Below are 20786 nucleotides of genomic sequence, written 5' to 3' on the forward strand. Positions count from 1 at the left end.
GAAAACGCAGGTAACACATCGTCACGCAACAGCTCCATTTACGCGCGAAACTTCAAGTAAATTCTCAAGAATGGTTGCTTAAGCCCCGCCGGAGCGTCTACCATCGGGTCTGTCTGTTGTCATACGATTCGCGAGTGCGCCGCGCTCGCCCGCCTTGCCATGCTTCGAATCTGGGTCCCCGTCGCCGTCGTTTCGCTGCTTGCGGCCTGCTCCAGCGTGCCGCCGCAGTCGGCATCGCGCGAGCCGGGAATGAAGATCACGACGCCGCGCGCGTTCCCGGCTCCCGCCAATTTCCCGAAATTCGTCGATCACAGCGTCGGCCAGGAAGAAATCTCGATCCAGGCGATGAGCCTGGTCGGCGTCCCGTATCGCTGGGGCGGCAATACGCCGACGAGCGGCTTCGACTGCAGCGGGCTCGTGCGCTACGTGATCGGCCGCGCGGCCGACGTGAACCTGCCGCGCACGACCGCCGACATGAGCGGCCGCGGCGTGTCGATCGAGCCCGATCAGGTCGCGCCGGGCGACCTGATCTTCTTCAATACGACCGGGCGGCCGCATTCGCACGTCGGCATCTATGTCGGCAAGCTGCGCTTCGTCAACGCGCCGTCGACGGGCGGCACCGTGCGGCTCGACTACCTGACGAACCCGTACTGGGCCAAGCGTTTCGACGGCATTCGCCGCGTTGCGCCGCCGCGCGCGACGCCCGCGCCGTTCGACGCGCCGACCTACGAGGCGAAGCGCGACGAGCCGCGCAACCCGCCGGCGGTTGCGCCCGCCCCTGTCGTGACTGCCGCCGCGGCGCGGCAGCCTGCCTATGCGTCGTCGCAAGCCGGAGCGACGCAGTCGCCCGCTCCGGTCATGCCGGCCGTGACGACCGCGGCAGTGGCGCCTGCGGCCGCACCCGCCGATCCGTACGAACCGCCGCCGACGCGCGTGCAGGCAGCCCGGCAGCAGGCAACATCGGCGATTGGCGATGGCGGCCTGACCGCAATGACGGCGAACGCAGCGCCGGCCGGCCCGGTAGAAGCCGGCACGCAGATTCCGACGACGGCACTGACGGCCGCCCAGGCTGCCGCATTCGATGCGGAGCCGCCACCGGCAGCAGCCGCGACGTCGCCGCGCGGCACCGAGCCCGCGGCCGTGCAGGTGCTGCGTGCGTCGACGCAATCCGCGCCCGTTAGCCCGCGCACCGGCACCGCAGACGATCCGATTGCCCGGTTCGCGAACGGAAGCTACTAGCCCGTTGCTCAAACGCCGACGGTAACCTCGGCGGCATCCGCCGCAGCCCCGCCGTTCGTCGCAAACTTCCTCGCCTCCAAAGAAAATGCGCCGCAGCCTTTCGGCTTGCGGCGCATTTCATGTCGATCCGGCAGCGTCGGCGATCAGAAGATCCGGTGCCCGAGCCACCATCCGCCGGCCGCGATCAACGCGGATGCCGGAATCGTCAGCACCCACGCCCACACGATGTTGCCGGCAACGCCCCAGCGCACGGCCGACAGCTTCTGCGTCGCGCCGACGCCGACGATCGCGCCGGTGATCGTATGCGTGGTCGAGACCGGGATGCCGAGGAACGACGCGATGAACAGCGTGATCGCCCCGCCGCTTTCGGCACAGAAACCGCCGACCGGCTTGAGCTTCGTGATCTTCTGGCCCATCGTGCGCACGATGCGCCAGCCGCCGAACAGCGTGCCGAGGCCCATCGACAGGTAGCACGCGCCGATCACCCACGCGGGCGGCGCCGCGGACGTCGCCGACGCATAGCCCGACGCGATCAGCAGCATCCAGATGATGCCGATCGTCTTCTGCGCGTCGTTGCCGCCGTGGCCGAGGCTGTACAGGCCGGCCGACAGCAGCTGGAGCCTGCGGAACCGCCGGTCGACCTTGCTGGGTGCGGTACGGAAATACAGCCACGACACGCCGAGCATGAACAGCGAACCGAGGATGAAGCCGAGCAGCGGCGAAATGAAGATGAACGCGACGGTCTTCATCAGCCCGTCGATGTTCAGCGAGCTCCAGCCCGACTTCGCGAGTGCCGAGCCGACGAGGCCGCCGATCAGCGCGTGCGACGAGCTCGACGGAATCCCGTAGTACCAGGTGATCACGTTCCAGCCGATCGCGCCGACCAGCGCGCCGAACACGACGTAGTGGTCGACGATCTCGGGATCGATCGTGCCTTTACCGACGGTCTGCGCGACTTTCAGGTGGAAGATGAAATACGCGATGACGTTGAACGCTGCCGCGAACACCACGGCCTGCTGGGGTTTCAGCACCCCGGTGGACACGACGGTGGCGATCGAGTTCGCCGCGTCGTGGAAGCCGTTCATGAAGTCGAATACGAGCGCGACCAGCACCAGCGTCGCGACCATCCATAGGGCGAGTTGTATCGAATGCATCGTGGTCCGCTCAGGCGTTTTCCAGCACGATGCCTTCGATGATGTTCGCAACGTCCTCGCACTTGTCGGTGATCTCTTCGAGCAGCTCGTAGATCGCCTTCAGCTTGATGAGCGTCTTCACGTCGTCTTCTTCGCGGAACAGCTTCGACATCGCGGCGCGCAGCACGCGGTCGGCCTCCGACTCCCAGCGGTCGATCTCCTCGCACTGCTTGAGGATCTGCGCCGACTGCTTCATGTCGGACAGCATCCCGACCGCCTGCTGCACGTGCTGCGCCGACTGCGTGACGATGTGCGCGAGCTGGCTCGCCTCGGACGTGACGGCCTGCACGTCGTACAGCGACACGGCCGTCGCGACGTCTTCCATCAGGTCGAGGATGTCGTCCATCGTCGTGATCAGCTTGTGGATCTCGTCGCGATCGAGCGGCGTGATGAAAGTCTTGTGCAGCAGATCGATCGCTTCGTGCGTGAGCTTGTCGGCGGCCTTCTCGGCCGTCTGCACGTTTTGCTTGTGAATCTCGGCGTCGGCGAGATTGTCGATCAGCAGTTCGAGTTCGCGTCCGCCGGCAACGATGTGCTTCGCGTGCGCGTTGAAGAGTTCAAAGAACTTGCCCTCGGTGGGCATGAATCGACCGAACATGGGATTCCTGAGAGATTGTCAAACTACTGTCACGAAAACGGGCGACATTGTACCGTTTTCGGTCGCGCCGCGACGCGCGCATATGCGCACGCCGGGATTGGATACAACGCTTGGCGAAATAAGAGTTTACATCCGGCGCTACTCGCCGTAGAAGTTCTGCGCCCCGGCAAAGTTGTCGAACTTCGTGTATTGGCCCAGGAACGTGAGTCGAACGGGACCGATCGGGCCGTTACGCTGCTTGCCGATGATGATTTCGGCCGTGCCCTTGTCCGGGCTGTCCGGGTTGTAAACTTCGTCGCGGTAAATGAACAGGATCACGTCCGCGTCCTGTTCGATAGCGCCCGATTCGCGCAAATCGGACATCACCGGACGCTTGTTCGGACGCTGTTCGAGGCCGCGGTTCAGCTGCGACAGCGCGATCACCGGCACGTCGAGTTCCTTCGCGAGGCTCTTCAGCGATCGCGAGATTTCCGAGATTTCGGTCGCACGGTTCTCGCCCTGCGACGAACCCGACATCAGCTGCAGGTAGTCGACGATGATCAGGCCGAGCTTGCCGCATTGCCGCGAGAGACGCCGCGCGCGCGAGCGCAATTCCATCGGGTTCAGGCCGCCCGTCTCGTCGATGAAAAGCTGCGCCTCGCTCATCTTCTGCACCGCGTGCGTCAGTTTCGGCCAATCCTCGTCCGTCAGGCGGCCCGTACGCATCCGATGCTGGTCGAGCCGGCCGATCGAGCCGAGCATACGCATCACGAGCTGGGTGCCCGGCATTTCCATCGAGAACACCGCGACCGGCAGCCCATACTCGACCGCGACGTATTCGCCGATGTTCATCGAAAATGCGGTTTTACCCATCGACGGTCTTCCCGCCACGATGATCAGTTCGCCGCCGTGCATCCCGGACGTCATCCGGTCGAGGTCGACGAAGCCCGTCGGCGTGCCGGTAACGTCGCTCGGGTTCGCGGTGTGGTAAAGCGTGTCGATGCGCTCGACGACCTGCGTGAGCAGCGGGCCGATCTCGAGGAAGCCCTGGTTGCCGCGCGCGCCCTCTTCGGCGATCGAGAATACCTTCGACTCGGCTTCGTCGAGCAGCTGGCGGACTTCCTTGCCCTGCGGATTGAACGCGTCGGCCGAGATTTCGTCGGCGACCGACACGAGCCGGCGCAGCACCGCACGGTCGCGCACGATTTCCGCATAACGGCGGATGTTCGCCGCGCTCGGCGTGTTCTGCGCGAGTGCGTTCAGGTACGCGAGCCCGCCGACGTCGTCGGCCTTGCCGGACGTGGTCAGCGCTTCGTACACGGTCACGACGTCGGCCGGGCGCGTCGACGCGATCAGCCGGCCGATGTGCTCGTAGATGATCCGGTGGTCGTAGCGATAGAAATCGCCCTGCGACAGGAAGTCGGCAATCCGGTCCCAGGCCGCGTTGTCGAGCAACAGGCCGCCGAGCACCGACTGTTCGGCTTCGACCGAATGCGGCGGGACTTTCAGCGATTCGATTTGAGGATCTTGCGGCGCGTTCATGGGTTGGGATTATCGCGAATTACACAGGACGACGCCATACCGGCCGCCAGTGATGCGGCAATAAAAAAGGCAGGCCCCGGTTGCCCGGGCGCCTGCCCTTGTCCGGACAGCGGAGGCCGCCCGGAAAGCTTGCGTACGCTTACGCGTGGTCGCCGATCACGTTGACCGTGACGTCGACGACGACGTCCGTGTGCAGCGCGACCTGGACGTTGTGCTCGCCGATCATCTTCAGCGGGCCTTCCGGCATGCGAACTTGCAGCTTCTCGACTTCGAAACCTGCCTTCTTCAGCAGTTCCGCGACGTCGCCGTTCGTGACCGAGCCGAACAGACGGCCGTCAACGCCCGACTTCTGCGTGATTTCGAACGTCTGGCCGTTCAGCTTCTCGCCGACTGCCTGCGAGGCTGCCAGCTTTTCAGCGGCGATCTTTTCGAGTTCAGCGCGGCGCACTTCGAATTCGGCGATCGCTTCCTTCGTTGCACGGCGAGCCTTGCGGTTCGGGATCAGGAAGTTGCGAGCGTAACCGTCCTTGACCTTGACGATGTCGCCGAGGTTACCCAGATTGGCGACTTTTTCCAACAGAATGATTTGCATTCGAATTCTCCTTATGGCGTCGCCGAGTTACGCCTTGTGCTGATCGGTGTACGGCAGCAGCGCGAGGAAACGCGCACGCTTGATTGCCGTGTCGAGCTGACGCTGATAGTGCGACTTCGTACCCGTCAGGCGAGCCGGCGTGATCTTGCCGTTTTCGCCGATGAAGTCCTTCAGCGTTTCCGTGTCCTTGTAGTCGATCTGATCGACGCCGGCGGCCGTGAAACGGCAGAACTTCTTGCGCTTGAAGAGCGGGTTTTGTTGCTGACGACGCTTGTCGAATTTTTTACCAGTCGGGCGGGCCATGATTTCAGTCCTTTCCAATGTCCTGCAATGCAGTGATGTGAAACACCAAGGTTCTCGCGTTGCGGCTTTTCTTTGCCAGGAAGCCCGTGAACAGCGTCTCGACGCCCATTTCACGGCTTTCCAGCCTGCCGCTCGCCTCACCGGCCGCCACCGCCTCGATCGTCATTTCGACCTGACGGGGAATGCCTGCTTCGACGACTTCCGTGCGGTGATGCAATGTGGCGCTTGCGATCGGAACACCTGCCGGCGTATATCGCACCGGTGCGCGTTCGACGACGCTCGCCGTCAATTGCAACCTGTTCACGTGAGTGGCGCGCTCCTTGATGGCTTAATGAATGACGAACTTAAGCCTGCGCTTCGGTCGGCTGAGCTGCAGCCGCCTTCTTGGCTTCTTCGCGCTGAACTTCCTTCATCATCGGCGACGGGCCGGTTTCGGCCTTCTTCATCTTGACGATGAGGTGGCGCAGCACGGCGTCGTTGAACTTGAACGCGTGTTCGAGTTCGTCGAGCGTCGTCTGGTCGCACTCGATGTTCATGCAGACGTAGTGAGCCTTCGCGAGTTTCTCGATCATGTAGGCCAGTTGGCGACGGCCCCAGTCTTCGACGCGGTGGATCTGACCGCCGTGCGACGTGATCGTGGACTTGTAACGCTCGATCATCGCGGGCACTTGCTCGCTTTGATCGGGGTGCACGATGAATACGATTTCGTAATGACGCATTACACACTCCTTGTGGATTAAAGCCACCCGGGCGTCTGAACCGGTGTGGCAAGTGAGAAGCCGAAGATTCTAACCCGGATACGGGGCGCATGCAAGGCCAATCAACGATTCGCGACCGGATTCGGCCGTGTTTTCAAAGACTTGAAGGGCTGGGCCTGCGTAATCGGCAGCCCGTCGCCCTTTTTGCGATAGGGGTCGGGACACAAGCGAAGCGCACCGGGCCGCGGCCCGGTGCGCCGTCACTCGCTGTGCGTGCCGGCGAGCCGCGCGTCGAGCGCCGTCCTGAACGCCGCGAGGGCCGACGGCTCCGCGTCGGTCACCGCCCACCACGTCATCCCGGCCGCGTCCCAGCGGTCGAGCGCATAGCCCTGCGACACGGTCGTGTACGGGGCCGCCGGCCCTTCGCCGGCCGGCCGCACATAGACGTCGATCACGTGCTGCCGGTAACGGTAGACGAGCACCGCGACGCGGCGCCGCCCGACATAGTCGAGCCGGCCGCCGACCAGTGCGAAGCCGCTCGCCGCGAGATCCTCGACCGGCGGCGCATAGTCGAGCCGGCCGTTGAACCATGGCTTGACCGTATGCCGGTCGGTCGAGATCACGTCGATGGCGCGCGCCGACAGGTCGGCCCGCACGTGGCTCGCGACGAGTTCATCGACCGTGCGGTCGGTGTCGGCGTGGCGCGCGGACAGCGCCATCCCGGCCGCCGCGGCAAGCGCCACCAGCAGCGCCACGCCCCAGCCAAGCCCGGGCAGCGCGGCGACGCGCGGCCCCGGGCCCGCCGGCGCCGGGCGTGCCGATACACCGCCGCCCACCCAGGAAAACCACCGACGGCCGCGCGGCCGCGGCTGCGATCGCCGCTCGGGCTCGGGTTCCGCCCGGGATTGCCCGCGGGCGCGCCCGTCCCCGGCTGCCGGCAGGCTCGCAAGGATGCTCGCCCGCAGCGCATCCGGCGCGCGGTGATAGTCGGCCTGCCGCACGGCCTGCACCAGCGTGACGATCCGCGCGCGATCGCGGCGGCACGCGTCGCACCCGTCGACATGCTGCTGGACCCGCAACGCATCGGGCGCCGACAGCTCGCGGTCGACGTCCGCGTCCAGCAATGCTCGCGCTTCGTTACAGTCCATCGATAGCCTCCGATGCGGTTCCGCCTGCCGGCGTATGGCCCGGCCTGCCTTTGGCCGCCGGCGTGGTGTCGCCGCCCAGCAGCACGGCAAGCCTGCGACGGCCGCGCGCGAGCCGCGACATCACCGTGCCGACCGGCACGTCCGCGATCGCCGCGATCTCGCGGTAACTCAGGTCCTCCATCTCGCGCAGCACGAGCACCTCGCGGTATTCGGGCGGCAGCTTCGCAAGCGCCGCATTCACGAGCCGTACGTTCTCGCCGCGCAGCAGTTGCGCGAGCGGATCCTCGGTCGCCGGTTGCCAGTCGTCGGGAACGTCGGTGTCGTCGAGCGTGTCGGGCAGCGCGACCTCGTGCGCGTGCGTACGGCGCCGCCATTCGGTGTACCAGGTGTGGCGCACGATCGTCAGCAGCCACGGCCGCGCGTTGTCGCCGCGACACGAATCGATGAAGCGCAGCGCCCGCATGCACGCGTCCTGGACAACGTCGTCCGCATCGCCGGCGTTGCCGCTCAGCCAGCGCGCGAGGTTGTACGCGGCGTCGAGATGCGGCAGCACGAGCGTACGAAACCGCTCGCCGCGCGCTACCGCGTCGTCCGCCGCCCGCTCATCGACCGCCTGTCCGGCTTGCCCCACATGGCCTCCCTGGTCCCGGCGGCCGAAACCGCGCCCGTTCCGCGCATGGCGCCCGGACAGACCGGCAACGTGCGCGCTCGATGACCTTACCGTCGCTGCGTCGAGTTTATTCCCGCGCAACGCACACGAAGCGTAAAAAAATCCATGGTCAGCCCTGTGGCCGTGCCGCCCGCCGCCGTTACGGCGTGGTGCTCCAGTAGCCGGGGCGCGCGTACGCGTCGCGCAGGTAGTCGATGAAATAGCGCACGCGTGCCGGCACGTAGCGCTGTTGCGGGTAGACGGCGAGGATGTCGTAGTCGGGCAGTGCATACTCGTCGAGCACGGTCTCGAGCTCGCCCGTTTCGAGCTGCGCGGCGATTTCCCACGTCGAGCGCCAGCCGAGCCCGAGGCCTTCGGCCACCCAGCGGTGCAGCAACTCGCCGTCGTTGCAGTCGAGATTGCCCGCGACGCGCATCGTCGCGATCTTGCCGTGGCGCTGGAAATACCAGCCGCGGTTCTGCCCGCCCTGCAGGTTGAACGCGAGGCAGTTGTGCTTCAGCAGGTCGTCGAGCGACTTCGGCCGGCCGTGCCGGCGGAAATAGTCGGGCGTGCCGCACACGACGCGCCGGTTCGATGCGAGCTTCACCGCGACGAAGTTCGGGTCGACGGCGCCACCGATCCGGATCGACAGGTCGTAGCCTTCGCGCACGAGATCGACGACACGGTCGGTCAGGTTGAACGACAGCTGCATCTCGGGTTTGTCGGCCAGAAAGCCGGGCGCGTGCGGCGCGACGTGCTTGCGCCCGAACGCGGCCGGCGCGGACACGATCAGGTGCCCGCTGACCGCGCGCCGCCCGGCGGCCAGCTCGTTCTCGGCCTGGTCCCACTCGGACAGCAGCCCGCGGCAGCGTTCGAGGAACGCGGCGCCCTCCTCGCTGACCACCAGCCGCCGCGTCGAGCGGTACATCAGCTTCACGCCGAGGCGCTTTTCGAGCGCGTCGATGCGCCGCCCGAGCACCACCGGCGACACGCCTTCCTCGAGCGCCGCCGCCGCGAGGCTGCCGGCGTCGGCAACCCGCACGAACGTCTCGATCTGCTTGAAGCGATCCATCTGCCGTCTCCGTTGCGACACCGACGGGAAGCCCCGTCCGGCCGTCATTCCATACTTTTAGTTTCGAAATAAGCGACTTCGGCTGATCTTATCAAACCTTTCCTGCATCCCTAAAGTGTTCCCAACAGACCGATTCGCACGATCCGCCACATTCAAGGAGACATTCATGGCCAAGATGAGAGCCGTCGACGCAGCAGTGCTCGTGCTCGAGAAGGAAGGCATCCAGACCGCGTTCGGCGTGCCGGGCGCAGCCATCAACCCGTTCTACTCCGCGATGCGCAAGTCGGGTGGCATCAGCCACGTGCTGGCCCGCCACGTCGAGGGCGCCTCGCACATGGCCGAAGGCTTCACGCGTGCCGCGCCGGGCAACATCGGCGTGTGCATCGGCACGTCGGGCCCCGCCGGCACCGACATGATCACGGGCCTCTACTCCGCATCGGCCGACTCGATTCCGATCCTCGCGATCACGGGCCAGGCACCGCGTGCACGCCTGTACAAGGAAGACTTCCAGGCCGTCGACATCGAGTCGATCGCGAAGCCGGTCACCAAGTGGGCCGTCACCGTGCGCGAGCCGGCGCTCGTGCCGCGCGTGTTCCAGCAGGCATTCCACCTGATGCGCTCGGGCCGTCCGGGCCCGGTGCTGGTCGACCTGCCGATCGACGTGCAGCTCGCCGAAATCGAGTTCGACATCGACACGTACGAACCGCTGCCGGTCTACAAGCCCGCGGCCAGCCGCGCACAGATCGAGAAGGCGCTCGCGATGCTCAACGACGCGGACAAGCCGCTGATCGTGTCGGGCGGCGGCGTGCTCAACGCGGCGGCCGAAGACCTGCTCGTCCAGTTCGCCGAAACGATCGGCGTGCCGGTGATCCCGACGCTGATGTCGTGGGGCGCGATTCCGGACGACCACCCGCTGATGGCCGGCATGGTCGGCCTGCAGACGTCGCACCGCTACGGCAACGCGACGATGCTCGCGTCCGACTTCGTGCTCGGCATCGGCAACCGCTGGGCGAACCGCCACACGGGCAGCGTCGAGGTCTACACGAAGGGCCGCAAGTTCGTGCACGTCGACATCGAGCCGACGCAGATCGGCCGCGTGTTCGGCCCGGATCTCGGCATCGTGTCGGACGCCAAGGCCGCGCTGGAACTGTTCGTCGCCGTCGCGCAGGAATGGAAGGCCGCCGGCAAGCTGAAGGACCGCAGCGCATGGGTCGCGGATTGCCAGCAACGCAAGCGCACGCTGCAGCGCAAGACGCACTTCGACAACGTGCCGGTCAAGCCGCAGCGCGTGTACGAAGAGATGAACAAGGTGTTCGGCCGAGATACGTGCTACGTCAGCACGATCGGCCTGTCGCAGATCGCCGCCGCGCAGTTCCTGCACGTGTTCAAGGCACGCAACTGGATCAACTGCGGCCAGGCCGGCCCGCTCGGCTGGACGATCCCCGCCGCGCTCGGCGTGCGTGCGGCCGACCCGAGCCGCCCGATCGTCGCGCTGTCCGGCGACTACGACTTCCAGTTCATGATCGAGGAACTTGCGGCCGGCGCGCAATTCAAGCTGCCGTACGTGCACGTCGTCGTGAACAACTCGTACCTCGGGCTGATCCGCCAGGCACAGCGTGCGTTCGACATGGACTACTGCGTGCAGCTCGCGTTCGACAACGTGAACGCACCGGAACTGAACGGCTATGGCGTCGATCACGTGGCCGTTGCCGAAGGCCTCGGCTGCAAGGCGCTGCGCGTGTTCAAGCCGGAAGAGATCGAGCCGGCGCTGCGGCAGGCGCAATCGCTCGCGGAAGAGTTCAGCGTGCCGGTGGTCGTCGAAGTGATCCTCGAGCGCGTGACGAACATCTCGATGGGCACCGAAATCGACGCGATCAACGAATTCGAGGATCTCGCCGAAAAGGCCGAGCACGCACCGACCGCAATCTCGATGCTCGACTGATCCGCAGGACATTCTTGACTGACCGACCGAAGAGGCTTAGCTCATGCCGAAGTTTGCTGCAAACCTGACCATGCTGTTCAACGAAGTGCCGTTCCTCGACCGCTTCAAGGCGGCTGCGGACGCGGGCTTCGACGCCGTCGAGTTCCTGTTCCCGTATCCGTACGCGAAAGAGGAACTCGCCGAGCGGCTCGAAACGCACCGCCTGCGCCTCGTGCTGCACAACCTGCCCGCCGGCAACTGGGACCAGGGCGAGCGCGGCATCGCGTGCCTGCCCGATCGCGTCGGCGAGTTCCAGGAAGGCGTCGGCCGTGCGATCGAGTACGCGAAGGCACTGAAGGTGCCGCAACTGAACTGCCTCGTCGGCATCCCGTCGGCCAGCACGGCGCGCGACAAGACGTTCGTCACGATCGTCGACAACCTGCGCTTCGCGGCCGACGCACTGAAGCGCGAAGGCATCCGCCTGCTCGTCGAGCCGTGCAACAGCTTCGACATCCCGGGCTTCGCGCTGAACCGCTCGGCCGAAGGGCTCGACGTGATCCGCGCGGTCGGCTCGGACAACCTGTTCCTGCAGTACGACATCTATCACATGCAACGCATGGAAGGCGAACTGGCCGCGACGATCGAACGCAACCTCGCATCGATCGGCCACGTCCAGCTCGCGGACAACCCGGGCCGCAACGAGCCGGGCACGGGCGAGATCAACTACGCGTTCCTGTTCGCACTGCTCGACCGGCTCGGCTACAACGGCCACATCGGCTGCGAATACAAGCCTCGTACCACCACGACGGAAGGCCTCGGCTGGCTGCAAAGCGTCGCCGGCTGCGCGCCGGGCTCGGCGCGCCGCGCCGCCTGAGATCCGCCCTTCCCGCTTTCGCCCCTCTAGGAGACTTTCACATGGCAACCATCGGTTTCATCGGCCTCGGCATCATGGGCGCGCACATGGCGCGCAACCTGCTCAAGGGCGATCATCAGCTCGTCGTGAACGGTGCGTTCCCGATCCCGGACGACCTGCGCGCGAGCGCGAAGATCGTCGCGAATTCGACCGAAGTCGCAAGGAATGCGGACATCGTCATCTCGATGGTGCCGGACACGCCCGACGTGCGTAACGTGCTGTTCGCCGACGACGGCGTCGCAAAAGGCCTGACGGCCGGCAAGCTCGTGATCGACATGAGCTCGATCTCGCCGCTCGACACGCAGGAATTCGCGAAGCAGATCAACGCGCTCGGCTGCGACTACCTCGACGCGCCGGTGTCCGGCGGCGAAGTCGGCGCACGCGAAGCGACGCTGACGATCATGGTCGGCGGCCCGGAACAGGCCTTCGAGCGCGCGAAGCCGCTGTTCGAGAAGATGGGCAAGAACATCACGCTCGTCGGCGACAACGGCGCGGGCCAGACCTGCAAGGTCGCGAACCAGATCATCGTCGCGCTGAACATCGAGGCCGTCGGCGAAGCACTGCTGTTCGCCGCACGCTCGGGCGCCGATCCGGAGCGCGTTCGCCAGGCACTGATGGGCGGCTTCGCCGCGTCGCGCATCCTCGAAGTGCACGGCGCGCGGATGACGAAGCGCACGTTCGATCCGGGCTTCCGCATCGAGCTGCACCAGAAGGACCTGAACCTCGCGCTCGACGGCGCACGCAAGCTCGGCCTCGCACTGCCGCACACCGCGAGCGCGCAGCAGCTGTTCAGCGTGTGCGCATCGCACGGCGGCAAGGCGTGGGATCACTCGGCACTCGTGCGCGCGCTCGAGATCATGTCGAACTTCGAGATCGGCCAGACGCCGGCCGCGTAACGCGGACGCAAAAACGCGCGGTTCCGCTGCAATGGCGGACGCGCGCGAAGAACACGCGCGATCCGGCCGCGGCCGGTCGCATCGGTGCGCGACGCACGCGCGCATCACGGTGGGGCGCCCCGCCGCGCATCGCCAACCGCATGCGCGACGGGGCGAAAAACGCCGCTCTGGGCTGAGAGCGGCGTGGTGGGGTCCGCAGCGGCACCCGGCGGCGCCGGGGAAGCCTTGGTCGGTCAGACGTCGTCGTCGGGTGTCCGCCTGTCGGATTTCGCGTATTACATTTCTTTACGTTCAAGCGTGCGATTTTTCATGCAATCGTCGCGCTGAACGCCTACACTTTCGCCACGCCTTTCGAGAAAACCGCCGCGCTTGCGTTCACTCCGATGAATGCGCCCAGCGCGGTGTTTTTTTCGCCACTTCACGGCGCGTTTTCTTTTCAACCACCTAAGGAGTGCAGCGATGGGTCTTCTTTCGTTTATCAAAGAGGCGGGTGAAAAACTGCTGGGTCATGCCGACGCGCAAGCGGCGGAAGATCCGAATGCCGCGAACCAGACCGCGGCCGATGCGATCAAGAACTACATCAGCACGCAGGGTCTCGACACGTCGAACCTGACGGTCGCGTTCGACGGCGCATCGCGCACCGTCACGCTGTCGGGCAGCGTCGCCGATCTCGACACGAAGGCCAAGGTCAAGGTCGCGGCCGGCAACGTGCAGGGCGTCGCGGGCGTCAACGACGACGATCTGCAGCCGGACGATCCGGAAGTGCAGTACCACGACGTGAAGCCGGGCGACACGCTGTCGGCGATCGCCAAGGAAGTGTATGGCGACGCGAACAAGTACCCGGCGATCTTCGAGGCGAACAAGCCGATGCTGTCGAGCCCGGACAAGATCTATCCGGGCCAGAAGCTCGTGATTCCGCCGCAGTCCTGAGCATCCGTGCAGGATTGAAAAACGGAAAAGGCAGGCCATCGGGCCTGCCTTTTTCTTTGGCGATGCCGCGCCGCGCGAGCGGCGGGCGGACATCGGTCAGAACGTATCGAATACGCGCTGCAGTTCGTCGCGCGCGCTGATGCCGTTCGCCAGCGCGAGCATCAGCAGCACGCGCGCCTTGAACGGATTCAGCGAGCCCGCGCTGACGAAGCCGAGCGCATCGTCGTTGGCCGCGCCGTTGCGCATCACATGCCCCGAGCCGACGCGCGACGCGCGGACCACGGCAACGCCCGCGCTCACCGCATCGGCGAGCGCCGCCTGCAGCGTCGCATGGATCGACCCGTTGCCGGTGCCGGCCACGACGAGCCCGCGCACGCCGGCCGCCACCAGCGCATCGACGGCCGTGCGCGTCACGCCCGCGTAGCTCGCGACGACTTCGACGGGCGGCCACGTTGCGGCGATCGCCAGTTGCGCATCGCGCGAGCGCGTGACGCGGCGCGCGAATTCGACGCGGCCGTCCTGCACCCAGCCGAGCGCACCGAGTTCCGGCGACTGGAATGCGTCGACCGCATAGGTGCTCGTCTTCACGACGTCGCGCGCGCCGTGGATCCGGTTGTTGAACGCGATCAGCACGCCCTGCCCGCGCGCGACCGGATGCGCGGCCACCGTCACCGCGTTCAGCAGGTTCAGCGGGCCGTCGGACGACAGCGCGGTCGCCGGCCGCATCGCGGCCGTCAGCACGACCGGCTTGTCGCCTGTCACGACCAGGTGAAGTGCATACGCGGTTTCCTCGAGCGTGTCGGTGCCGTGCGTGATCACGATGCCGTCGACCGCAGGATCGGCCATCAGCACGTCGATCCGCGCGGCGAGCGTGTTCCACAGCGGCAGTGCGAGATCCTTGCTGTCGATGCTGGCGATCTGCTCGGCGTCGATGCGCGCGACCGACGCGAGCGCCGGCACCGCGTCGACCAGGAAACCGACGCCGAGCGCGCCAGCCTGGTAACCGGCCGTGCTGGCCGCGTCGGGCGCGGCTCCGGCGATCGTGCCGCCGGTGGCGAGCACGGCGATGCGCGGCAGGGCCGCCGCGGACGGGGGGGATGCGGGATTCGGAGTATTCATGGCCGCGATTGTAATGGCTCGCGGCCGGGATCCGGCAGGTTCCGGCGCCACGGCCGATGCCGGCCGCCGCGCATCATGGTTTGTCCCGATCGTCCGGTCGCGCGCGTCGTCAACGGCCGCGGCGCCCGCAACGTTATAGGAAGTGCCGTTTCGGTGTTTTTCACATTGATTTGCCATAATCGGAGCGCACGGTGCGATGTGGCCCTATCCTCATCGCAACGTGCTTCGTGACGGCGTCGATAACACGCAATTCACCCCATGGGAGTGTCGAAATGAAAATCCAATCGCTCGTAGCCGCAGTGCTCCTCGGCGGCATGCTGGCTTCCCCCGCGTTCGCGGCGAACAGCCAGCAGGACAAGATGAAGGCCTGTAACACCCAGGCAGCAGGCAAGACGGGCGACGAACGCAAGGCGTTCATGAAGGACTGCCTGTCGGCGAAGCCCGCGAAGGCAATGACGCAGCAGGAAAAGATGAAGGCCTGCAACACGCAGGCCACCGGCAAGAAGGGCGACGACCGCAAGGCGTTCATGAAGAGCTGCCTGAGCAGCCAGCCGGCCGCCTGAGTTCCGGCGCTCCCGTATCGAATGCCGCGCACCGCTTCGGCGGTCGCGGCATTTTTGTTTTCGTTGCATGCGCATCGACGCGTACGCGCGTGAAGCGCCTGCCGCACGCGTTCCGCCGCCGCCGTTCGACCGCCCACCTCCACCCGTCCCGCTTTCCGGGCCCGCCGTACCGGCGCCGCCACATGGTGCGGCAATTCGCCGCGTTTTCTTCTATGATGGCTGCAACGCGGCCCACCCAAGTACAAGAAGCGCCATCGGGCCGCCCTCGAGACGGACGCGCACGCGCGCCAATTGGAGGCATGGATGGCATGGAGACAACACCGCTGGTTCCGCCGCTGGCTGATCGTGATCGTGTTCTGGGCCGTGCCCGTCGCGATCGTCGCCGTGCGCGAGATCCGCGAGGAAATGGCCTACAACAAGGCGGACCTGCAGCTCGCGCTGACCACCTGGCAGCTCACCGACGCGCAACAGGCAGCCGGCGCCGCCGCGAAGTGCCACGGGGATCCTGACGAGGCGCGCGCGGCCGGCTGCCCGGCCGACGTGCTCGCCGCCAACGCGCCGCGCCAGCAGGCGGCCCGCGACGAATACGTGGTGCGCCGCACTACGCTCGCGGGCTATCTGTGGCATGCGTTCGTCGGCTACTGGGTCGTACCGGCCGCATTCCTGTTCGCCTGCGGCGTCGTGATTGCACTGATCCGCCGCGCGCTGCGCCGCCCGCCGATCAAGCCGCCCGTCCCGCCGGTCACGCACTGACCCGCCCGCAAGCGCCGTCGCCGCCCGATCTGCCGCCCTTGTTCCCCGCATGCCGACCCGCGCGGGGCGCGTCGGCGCGCGGGCGCCGATCCGATCGGTCCGTTGGCGCGCAGCGACACCGCCCCCCGATTTGACGCTCTTTCACGCACGAACGAAAAGGGGTTGTAATCCGCTGTGATATAACTGCCGACGTGATCCGCTCCTTGAGCGAGACTCACTCCGAACGTCATCCGATGGAGAAGAACGATGCAAAAACGGAATCTTGTGCTGAAAGCCGCCGCTGCGCTCATCGTCGGTAGCCTCGCGCTCACCGGTTGCACCACCACCCCGGACAAGCCGGACAACGCCGCGACCAGCGCGTCGAAGCGTCAGGCAATCGACTCGAGCGTCGACGCAACGCTGTCGCGCCTGTATTCCACGGTCAAGGGTTCGCGTGAACTCGTCGCGAAATCGCGCGGCGTGCTCGTGTTCCCGAACGTGCTGCAAGCCGGCCTCATCGTCGGCGGCCAGTCCGGCAACGGCGCGCTGCGCGTCGGCGGCAGCACGGTCGGCTACTACAACACGTCGTCGCTGTCGGTCGGCCTGCAGGCCGGTGCGCAGTCGAAGGCGATCGTGTTCCTGTTCATGACGCAGGAAGCGCTCGACGAATTCCGCGGCTCGGACGGCTGGGCAGCCGGCGCCGGCGCATCGGTCGCGCTCGTGAAGATGGGCGCGAACGGCGCGATCGACACGACCACGGCCACCGCACCGGTCCAGGTCGTCGTGCTGACGAACGCGGGCCTGATGGGCGATGTGTCGATCAACGGCACGAAGGTCACGAAGCTCAAGATCTGACGCTCACGCACCGCCCGTGCGCACCGCGCGCGGGCCATGCGCAAACGGCGATGTCCTTGCGGGCATCGCCGTTTTTTTATCCGCCCGCGCGCCGCGTCAGGTCGTCGAGTCGATCACCTTGAAGCGCGAGCGCTTCTGCGCGCGGATCACCGACTGGTAGACGTCGACATACTGCTGCGCCATCCGCCGCGACGTGAAGCGTTCCTCGAAGCGCTGCCGCACGCGCGCACGCGGCAGCAGGTGCAGCCGGTTCACGGCAGCCACCGCACTGATTTCATCCTCGACGATGAAACCCGACACGCCCTCGTCCAGCACCTCGGGCACCGCGCCGCGATTGAACGCGATCACCGGCGTGCCGCACGACATCGCCTCGATCATCACCAGGCCGAACGGCTCCGGCCAGTCGATCGGGAACAGCAGCGCATGCGCGCCCGACAGGAATTCGGCCTTCTGGTGATCGGCGATCTCGCCGATGTATTCGACGTGCGGCAACGCGAAGAGCGGCTTGATCTCGCGGTCGAAGTATTCCTGGTCGGCCGCATCGATCTTCGCGGCGATCCGGATCGGCAGCCCGCACTGGCGCGCGATGCGAATCGCCGTGTCGACGCGCTTCTCCGGCGAGATGCGGCCGAGGAACGCGAGATAGCGCGGCTCGACGGGCTGCGGCATGTACAGCGTATCGGGCAACCCGTGGTAGACGGTCGTCAGCCATTTCGCCTGCGGCAGCGGCTGGCGTTGCGAGTTCGAAATCGAAATCACGGGCGCCGTGTTGAACGTGTCGAACACCGGCTGCTGCTCGGGCAGGTCGAGCCGGCCGTGCAGCGTCGTCACGTAAGGCGTTTCCTGCCGGTTGAAGACCGAGAACGAGTAGTAGTCCATGTGGAAATGGAGCACGTCGAAGTCCTTCGCGCGGCGCGCGACCGTCTCCATCAGCAGCATGTGCGGTGCGACGCGGTCGCGAATCGACGTGTCGAGCCGCAGCGCGCGCGGCCAGACCGGCTCGAGCTTCGCCCGTGTCGTCGAGTCGCCGCTCGCGAACAGCGTCACGTCATGGCCGAGATCGACGAGCGCCTCGGTGATGTAGGACACGACGCGCTCCGTGCCGCCGTACAGCTTCGGCGGCACCGATTCGGTCAGCGGGGCGATCTGGGCAATTCTCATGGTCCACGTCTCCTGTGTCCTGTCCCGGACGGCAGGCGGGAGCATGCGCTTTTCGCGCGCCCCGCCCCGTGCAGCGCCGGCCGGATATCCCGCCATTATTCGCGATCCCGATCCCCGGAACCGCCTGCCTTGCATTTTATGGGCGTTGTTACAGACAGGATACATTCGTTCCGCCTCGCCCGATCGCACCGCATCGTGCACCGTCGGGCCATGCCCCCGCCCGGGCGCGGCCAAATGCACGCGGCCTGGCCCGTCAGCGCGACGGCCACTTCCACGGCGGCAGGTCGCGCGTGTCGGCATCGACGAGCGCGGTCGCGCCGAGCTGCTTGTCGAGCACCAGCGATTCGCAACCGGCCTCGCGCTCGAGCGTCGCGATGAGCCGCGCCGCATGCGACACGACCAGCACCTGCGAGCGCTGCGCGGCCTGCGCGATCAGGCGGCCGAGCGCCGGCAGCAGATCGGGATGCAGGCTGGTCTCCGGTTCGTTCAGCACCATCAGCGCCGGCGGCCGCGGCGTCAGCAGCGCGGCCGCGAGCAGCAGATAGCGCAGCGTGCCGTCGGACAGCTCGGCCGCCGCGAGCGGTCGCAGCAGCCCCGGCTGGCGCATCAGCACGTCGAAGCGGCCGCGGCCGCCCGGATTGTCGATCTCGACCGATGCGCCCGGAAACGCGTCGTCGATCGCCGCATCGAGTGCAGCGCCGTCGCCGATTTCGCGGATCGTCTGCAGCGCGGCGGCGAGGTCGGCGCCGTCGTCCGCCAGCACCGGCGTATGGGTGCCGATATGCGACTGCCGTGCCGGCGCCTGCGCATCGGTCCGGAAATGGTCGTAGAAGCGCCACGAGCGAATCCGCTCGCGCACCGCGATCATCTCCGGCGCGCCGGTCGGATCGGCGAACTCGGTCATCATGCTGTCGAAGCTCGCAACCGGCTGCGGAATCGTCCGCCAGTCGCCCGACGCGGTGCGTGCGCGGATCTGCGCCCCCTGCCGATCGACCAGCAGCGTCGACGGGCGCGGCAGCGCGCCGCCCCAGATGCATTCGCGCTTGACCACCGGATCGAGCCGGAACATCGACGCGTCGTTCTTCACCGGCAGGCCAAGATCGATCGCGTAGCCGAAATCGTCGCACGCGAAGCCGAGCTTCAGGCTCACCGGCTCCTTGCGCACCGTGCCCGTCACAGGCTCGTCGCCGTTCAGCATCGCCCGCGAAAAACGCTCGGGGCCGGCCCATAGCGTCGACGGCAACCCGCCCTCGCGGGCGAGCGACGGGATCACGCGGCCCTGCGCGGTGTCGGCGAGCAGCCGCAGCGCGCGGTATACGCTCGACTTGCCGCTGCCGTTCGGCCCCGTGACGACGTTGAGCGCCGCGAGCGGCACGATCAGCTCGCGCAGCGAGCGGTAATTGGCGATGGCGAGCGTGTTCAGCGCGGTCATGACGATGGATGGCGGGCAGGCACCGGGCCGCGTTCAGCGGCCTTCGACGGCCTGCGGATCGGCTGCGGTGTTGGCCGCCGTGCTGGCGGCGGGCGCCCGCGCGTGCGGCCGTTCGGGATTCGGCGCGTCCGGCGCGGAATCATGCGGATACAGTTCCATCCGGCTGCGCGGCAGGCATTGCGGATAGCGGCCCTGCAGGTACGCGATCAACCCTTCGCGCACGCGGCAGCGCAGATCCCAGCACGACGACGAATCGGCCGCGCTGACGAGCGCGCGCAACTGCATCGTGCGCTCCGTCGCATCGGTCACCTGCAACACCTGCACGCGGCCGTCCCACTCGGGCGCCGCATGGACGAGCCGCGCGAGCTCCTCGCGCAGCGGCGCGAGCGGCGTGCGGTAGTCGACCGACAGGTAGACCGTGCCGATGATTTCCGCGCTGTTGCGTGTCCAGTTCGTGAACGGGTTCTCGATGATCCACTGCAGCGGCACGACGAGGCGCCGCTGGTCCCACAACCGCACCGACACGAACGAGCCGGTGATTTCCTCGATGCGCCCCCACTCGCCCTGGATCACGACCACGTCGTCGAGCCGGATCGGCTGCGTGAGCGCGATCTGCAGCCCGGCAATCAGGTTGCCGAGCACCGGCCGCGCAGCGATACCGGCGACCAGGCCCGCGACGCCGGCCGACGCCAGCAGGCTCGCGCCCACCTGGCGCACGTTCGGGAACGTCATCAGCGCGGCGCCGGTGCCGATGATCACGATCAGCACCATCACGGTCCGCACGAGCACCTTGGCCTGCGTATGGATGCGCCGCGCCTGGAGGTTGTCGGCCGTATCGAGCGGATGCGCCCGGATGATCGCGTCGCCGACGCCCGCCGCGAGCCGCACCAGCAGCCACGTGAGCGACACGATGGAGCCGACCGCCGCCGCGGTGCGCATGCCGCCCACGAACGACATGCCGTCGTCGGCCTGGACCCACAGGAATTCGAGCGCCAGCAGCGCGAGCACGACGAGCGACGGCTTGTCGATGTAGCGCAGGATCGCGCTCATCAGCGGATACGGCTGCGCGATGCGCTTGACGATGCGTGCGCCGAGACGGTGCACGATCGTGACGACCAGCACGACGATGACCGACACGGCCAGCGTGCCGAGCCACGAATGCAGCGGCGCATCGGCGATGCGCTGCAGTTCCTCGATTGAAATCATCGGCGCCCGGGATGCTTCGGTTATGAGGCGCGCACGCCTCGTCCT

22 protein-coding genes are annotated in these 20786 nt (G+C 66.7%); 8 read left to right on the forward strand and 14 right to left on the reverse strand.

The annotated features are described in order from the left end of the window. Positions 1-159 precede the first annotated feature (159 nt). The gene (locus tag ACPUER_RS07475; protein ID WP_425130764.1) at positions 160-1239 is read left to right on the forward strand and encodes a C40 family peptidase; all 1080 of its coding nucleotides are present in this window, start codon (positions 160-162) and stop codon (positions 1237-1239) included. A 143-nt stretch (positions 1240-1382) separates the two neighbouring features. Here ACPUER_RS07475 and ACPUER_RS07480 read toward each other — a convergent pair whose 3' ends face one another. The 10 genes from ACPUER_RS07480 to ACPUER_RS07525 all read right to left on the reverse strand — a co-directional run bounded on the left by ACPUER_RS07480 (position 1383) and on the right by ACPUER_RS07525 (position 9013). Continuing rightward, positions 1383-2393: an inorganic phosphate transporter gene (locus tag ACPUER_RS07480; protein WP_111016862.1), complete on the reverse strand. Its 1011-nt coding sequence runs from the start codon at positions 2391-2393 to the stop codon at positions 1383-1385. A gap of 10 nt (positions 2394-2403) precedes the next feature. Next, complete coding sequence (locus tag ACPUER_RS07485; RefSeq protein ID WP_034181237.1) at positions 2404-3030, reverse strand: DUF47 domain-containing protein; 627 nt, start codon at positions 3028-3030, stop codon at positions 2404-2406. Positions 3031-3168: 138 nt separating this feature from the next. Then, positions 3169-4551 (reverse strand): replicative DNA helicase, encoded by a 1383-nt coding sequence (locus tag ACPUER_RS07490; RefSeq protein WP_175960953.1) that lies wholly within the window; start codon positions 4549-4551, stop codon positions 3169-3171. 139 nt (positions 4552-4690) lie between these two features. Continuing rightward, positions 4691-5143, reverse strand: a complete 453-nt coding sequence (rplI, locus tag ACPUER_RS07495; RefSeq protein ID WP_096471102.1) for a 50S ribosomal protein L9 — start codon at positions 5141-5143, stop codon at positions 4691-4693. Between the two features lie 27 nt (positions 5144-5170). Then, positions 5171-5446 carry a 30S ribosomal protein S18 gene (gene rpsR, locus ACPUER_RS07500; RefSeq protein WP_034181234.1) on the reverse strand — a complete coding sequence of 92 codons (276 nt, stop codon included), beginning with the start codon at positions 5444-5446 and terminating at the stop codon, positions 5171-5173. Between the two features lie 4 nt (positions 5447-5450). Next, complete coding sequence (priB, locus tag ACPUER_RS07505; protein ID WP_011657069.1) at positions 5451-5750, reverse strand: primosomal replication protein N; 300 nt, start codon at positions 5748-5750, stop codon at positions 5451-5453. A gap of 40 nt (positions 5751-5790) precedes the next feature. Further along, a complete protein-coding gene (rpsF, locus tag ACPUER_RS07510; protein WP_004193673.1) occupies positions 5791-6165 on the reverse strand; it encodes a 30S ribosomal protein S6 in 375 nt (124 codons plus the stop codon). A gap of 239 nt (positions 6166-6404) precedes the next feature. Beyond that, positions 6405-7292 carry an anti-sigma factor family protein gene (locus ACPUER_RS07515; protein WP_425130765.1) on the reverse strand — a complete coding sequence of 296 codons (888 nt, stop codon included), beginning with the start codon at positions 7290-7292 and terminating at the stop codon, positions 6405-6407. Next, positions 7282-7923 carry an RNA polymerase sigma factor gene (locus tag ACPUER_RS07520; RefSeq protein WP_175960955.1) on the reverse strand — a complete coding sequence of 214 codons (642 nt, stop codon included), beginning with the start codon at positions 7921-7923 and terminating at the stop codon, positions 7282-7284. Before ACPUER_RS07520 ends, ACPUER_RS07515 begins: the two co-directional genes overlap by 11 nt. 178 nt (positions 7924-8101) lie before the next feature. Then, positions 8102-9013, reverse strand: coding sequence for a LysR family transcriptional regulator (locus ACPUER_RS07525; RefSeq protein ID WP_034181231.1), 912 nt, complete (start codon positions 9011-9013; stop codon positions 8102-8104). Between the two features lie 166 nt (positions 9014-9179). On the opposite strand from ACPUER_RS07525, the gene gcl reads away from it, so the two are divergent. The 4 genes from gcl to lysM all read left to right on the forward strand — a co-directional run bounded on the left by gcl (position 9180) and on the right by lysM (position 13673). After that, positions 9180-10955 (forward strand): glyoxylate carboligase, encoded by a 1776-nt coding sequence (gene gcl, locus ACPUER_RS07530; protein ID WP_072437189.1) that lies wholly within the window; start codon positions 9180-9182, stop codon positions 10953-10955. A 43-nt stretch (positions 10956-10998) separates the two neighbouring features. Then, complete coding sequence (gene hyi / locus ACPUER_RS07535; protein WP_175960957.1) at positions 10999-11808, forward strand: hydroxypyruvate isomerase; 810 nt, start codon at positions 10999-11001, stop codon at positions 11806-11808. 41 nt (positions 11809-11849) lie between these two features. Further along, positions 11850-12743, forward strand: coding sequence for a 2-hydroxy-3-oxopropionate reductase (locus tag ACPUER_RS07540; RefSeq protein ID WP_175960958.1), 894 nt, complete (start codon positions 11850-11852; stop codon positions 12741-12743). 459 nt (positions 12744-13202) lie between these two features. After that, on the forward strand, positions 13203-13673 hold the full coding sequence (gene lysM, locus ACPUER_RS07545) for a peptidoglycan-binding protein LysM (RefSeq protein ID WP_047900890.1): 471 nt from the start codon (positions 13203-13205) through the stop codon (positions 13671-13673). A 96-nt stretch (positions 13674-13769) separates the two neighbouring features. Here the strand turns inward: lysM and ACPUER_RS07550 are convergent, their stop codons facing one another. After that, on the reverse strand, positions 13770-14792 hold the full coding sequence (locus tag ACPUER_RS07550) for an asparaginase (protein ID WP_425130766.1): 1023 nt from the start codon (positions 14790-14792) through the stop codon (positions 13770-13772). Between the two features lie 272 nt (positions 14793-15064). Here ACPUER_RS07550 and ACPUER_RS07555 point away from each other — a divergent pair, with 272 nt between their 5' ends. From ACPUER_RS07555 to ACPUER_RS07565, 3 genes are all read left to right on the forward strand, one after another. Further along, positions 15065-15355 (forward strand): PsiF family protein, encoded by a 291-nt coding sequence (locus ACPUER_RS07555; RefSeq protein WP_034181226.1) that lies wholly within the window; start codon positions 15065-15067, stop codon positions 15353-15355. A 303-nt stretch (positions 15356-15658) separates the two neighbouring features. After that, positions 15659-16108 carry a hypothetical protein gene (locus ACPUER_RS07560; RefSeq protein WP_072437185.1) on the forward strand — a complete coding sequence of 150 codons (450 nt, stop codon included), beginning with the start codon at positions 15659-15661 and terminating at the stop codon, positions 16106-16108. A gap of 246 nt (positions 16109-16354) precedes the next feature. After that, on the forward strand, positions 16355-16942 hold the full coding sequence (locus ACPUER_RS07565; RefSeq protein WP_072437184.1) for a BPSL1445 family SYLF domain-containing lipoprotein: 588 nt from the start codon (positions 16355-16357) through the stop codon (positions 16940-16942). A gap of 96 nt (positions 16943-17038) precedes the next feature. Here the strand turns inward: ACPUER_RS07565 and ACPUER_RS07570 are convergent, their stop codons facing one another. From ACPUER_RS07570 to ACPUER_RS07580, 3 genes are all read right to left on the reverse strand, one after another. Then, positions 17039-18103 carry a glycosyltransferase family 4 protein gene (locus ACPUER_RS07570; RefSeq protein ID WP_425130767.1) on the reverse strand — a complete coding sequence of 355 codons (1065 nt, stop codon included), beginning with the start codon at positions 18101-18103 and terminating at the stop codon, positions 17039-17041. Positions 18104-18356: 253 nt separating this feature from the next. Then, the gene (locus ACPUER_RS07575; RefSeq protein ID WP_175960960.1) at positions 18357-19535 is read right to left on the reverse strand and encodes an AAA family ATPase; all 1179 of its coding nucleotides are present in this window, start codon (positions 19533-19535) and stop codon (positions 18357-18359) included. A gap of 33 nt (positions 19536-19568) precedes the next feature. Further along, positions 19569-20741 (reverse strand): mechanosensitive ion channel family protein, encoded by a 1173-nt coding sequence (locus ACPUER_RS07580; protein WP_105392670.1) that lies wholly within the window; start codon positions 20739-20741, stop codon positions 19569-19571. Positions 20742-20786 lie beyond the last annotated feature (45 nt).

The organism is Burkholderia sp. DN3021 (assembly GCF_049805555.1).
Classification (GTDB): Bacteria; Pseudomonadota; Gammaproteobacteria; order Burkholderiales; family Burkholderiaceae; genus Burkholderia; species Burkholderia pyrrocinia_C.

Coding starts and splice junctions, on each gene's coding strand:
- ACPUER_RS07490 (WP_175960953.1), bottom strand. CDS start 4,551: ATGAACGCGCCGCAAGATCCTCAAATCGAATCGCTGAAAGTCCCGCCG.
- ACPUER_RS07485 (WP_034181237.1), bottom strand. CDS start 3,030: ATGTTCGGTCGATTCATGCCCACCGAGGGCAAGTTCTTTGAACTCTTC.
- ACPUER_RS07570 (WP_425130767.1), bottom strand. CDS start 18,103: ATGAGAATTGCCCAGATCGCCCCGCTGACCGAATCGGTGCCGCCGAAG.
- rplI (WP_096471102.1), bottom strand. CDS start 5,143: ATGCAAATCATTCTGTTGGAAAAAGTCGCCAATCTGGGTAACCTCGGC.
- ACPUER_RS07525 (WP_034181231.1), bottom strand. CDS start 9,013: ATGGATCGCTTCAAGCAGATCGAGACGTTCGTGCGGGTTGCCGACGCC.
- ACPUER_RS07580 (WP_105392670.1), bottom strand. CDS start 20,741: ATGATTTCAATCGAGGAACTGCAGCGCATCGCCGATGCGCCGCTGCAT.
- hyi (WP_175960957.1), top strand. CDS start 10,999: ATGCCGAAGTTTGCTGCAAACCTGACCATGCTGTTCAACGAAGTGCCG.
- ACPUER_RS07540 (WP_175960958.1), top strand. CDS start 11,850: ATGGCAACCATCGGTTTCATCGGCCTCGGCATCATGGGCGCGCACATG.
- ACPUER_RS07560 (WP_072437185.1), top strand. CDS start 15,659: ATGGCATGGAGACAACACCGCTGGTTCCGCCGCTGGCTGATCGTGATC.
- rpsR (WP_034181234.1), bottom strand. CDS start 5,446: ATGGCCCGCCCGACTGGTAAAAAATTCGACAAGCGTCGTCAGCAACAA.
- lysM (WP_047900890.1), top strand. CDS start 13,203: ATGGGTCTTCTTTCGTTTATCAAAGAGGCGGGTGAAAAACTGCTGGGT.
- ACPUER_RS07565 (WP_072437184.1), top strand. CDS start 16,355: ATGCAAAAACGGAATCTTGTGCTGAAAGCCGCCGCTGCGCTCATCGTC.
- ACPUER_RS07555 (WP_034181226.1), top strand. CDS start 15,065: ATGAAAATCCAATCGCTCGTAGCCGCAGTGCTCCTCGGCGGCATGCTG.
- gcl (WP_072437189.1), top strand. CDS start 9,180: ATGGCCAAGATGAGAGCCGTCGACGCAGCAGTGCTCGTGCTCGAGAAG.
- rpsF (WP_004193673.1), bottom strand. CDS start 6,165: ATGCGTCATTACGAAATCGTATTCATCGTGCACCCCGATCAAAGCGAG.
- ACPUER_RS07475 (WP_425130764.1), top strand. CDS start 160: ATGCTTCGAATCTGGGTCCCCGTCGCCGTCGTTTCGCTGCTTGCGGCC.
- ACPUER_RS07480 (WP_111016862.1), bottom strand. CDS start 2,393: ATGCATTCGATACAACTCGCCCTATGGATGGTCGCGACGCTGGTGCTG.
- ACPUER_RS07550 (WP_425130766.1), bottom strand. CDS start 14,792: ATGAATACTCCGAATCCCGCATCCCCCCCGTCCGCGGCGGCCCTGCCG.
- ACPUER_RS07515 (WP_425130765.1), bottom strand. CDS start 7,292: ATGGACTGTAACGAAGCGCGAGCATTGCTGGACGCGGACGTCGACCGC.
- ACPUER_RS07575 (WP_175960960.1), bottom strand. CDS start 19,535: ATGACCGCGCTGAACACGCTCGCCATCGCCAATTACCGCTCGCTGCGC.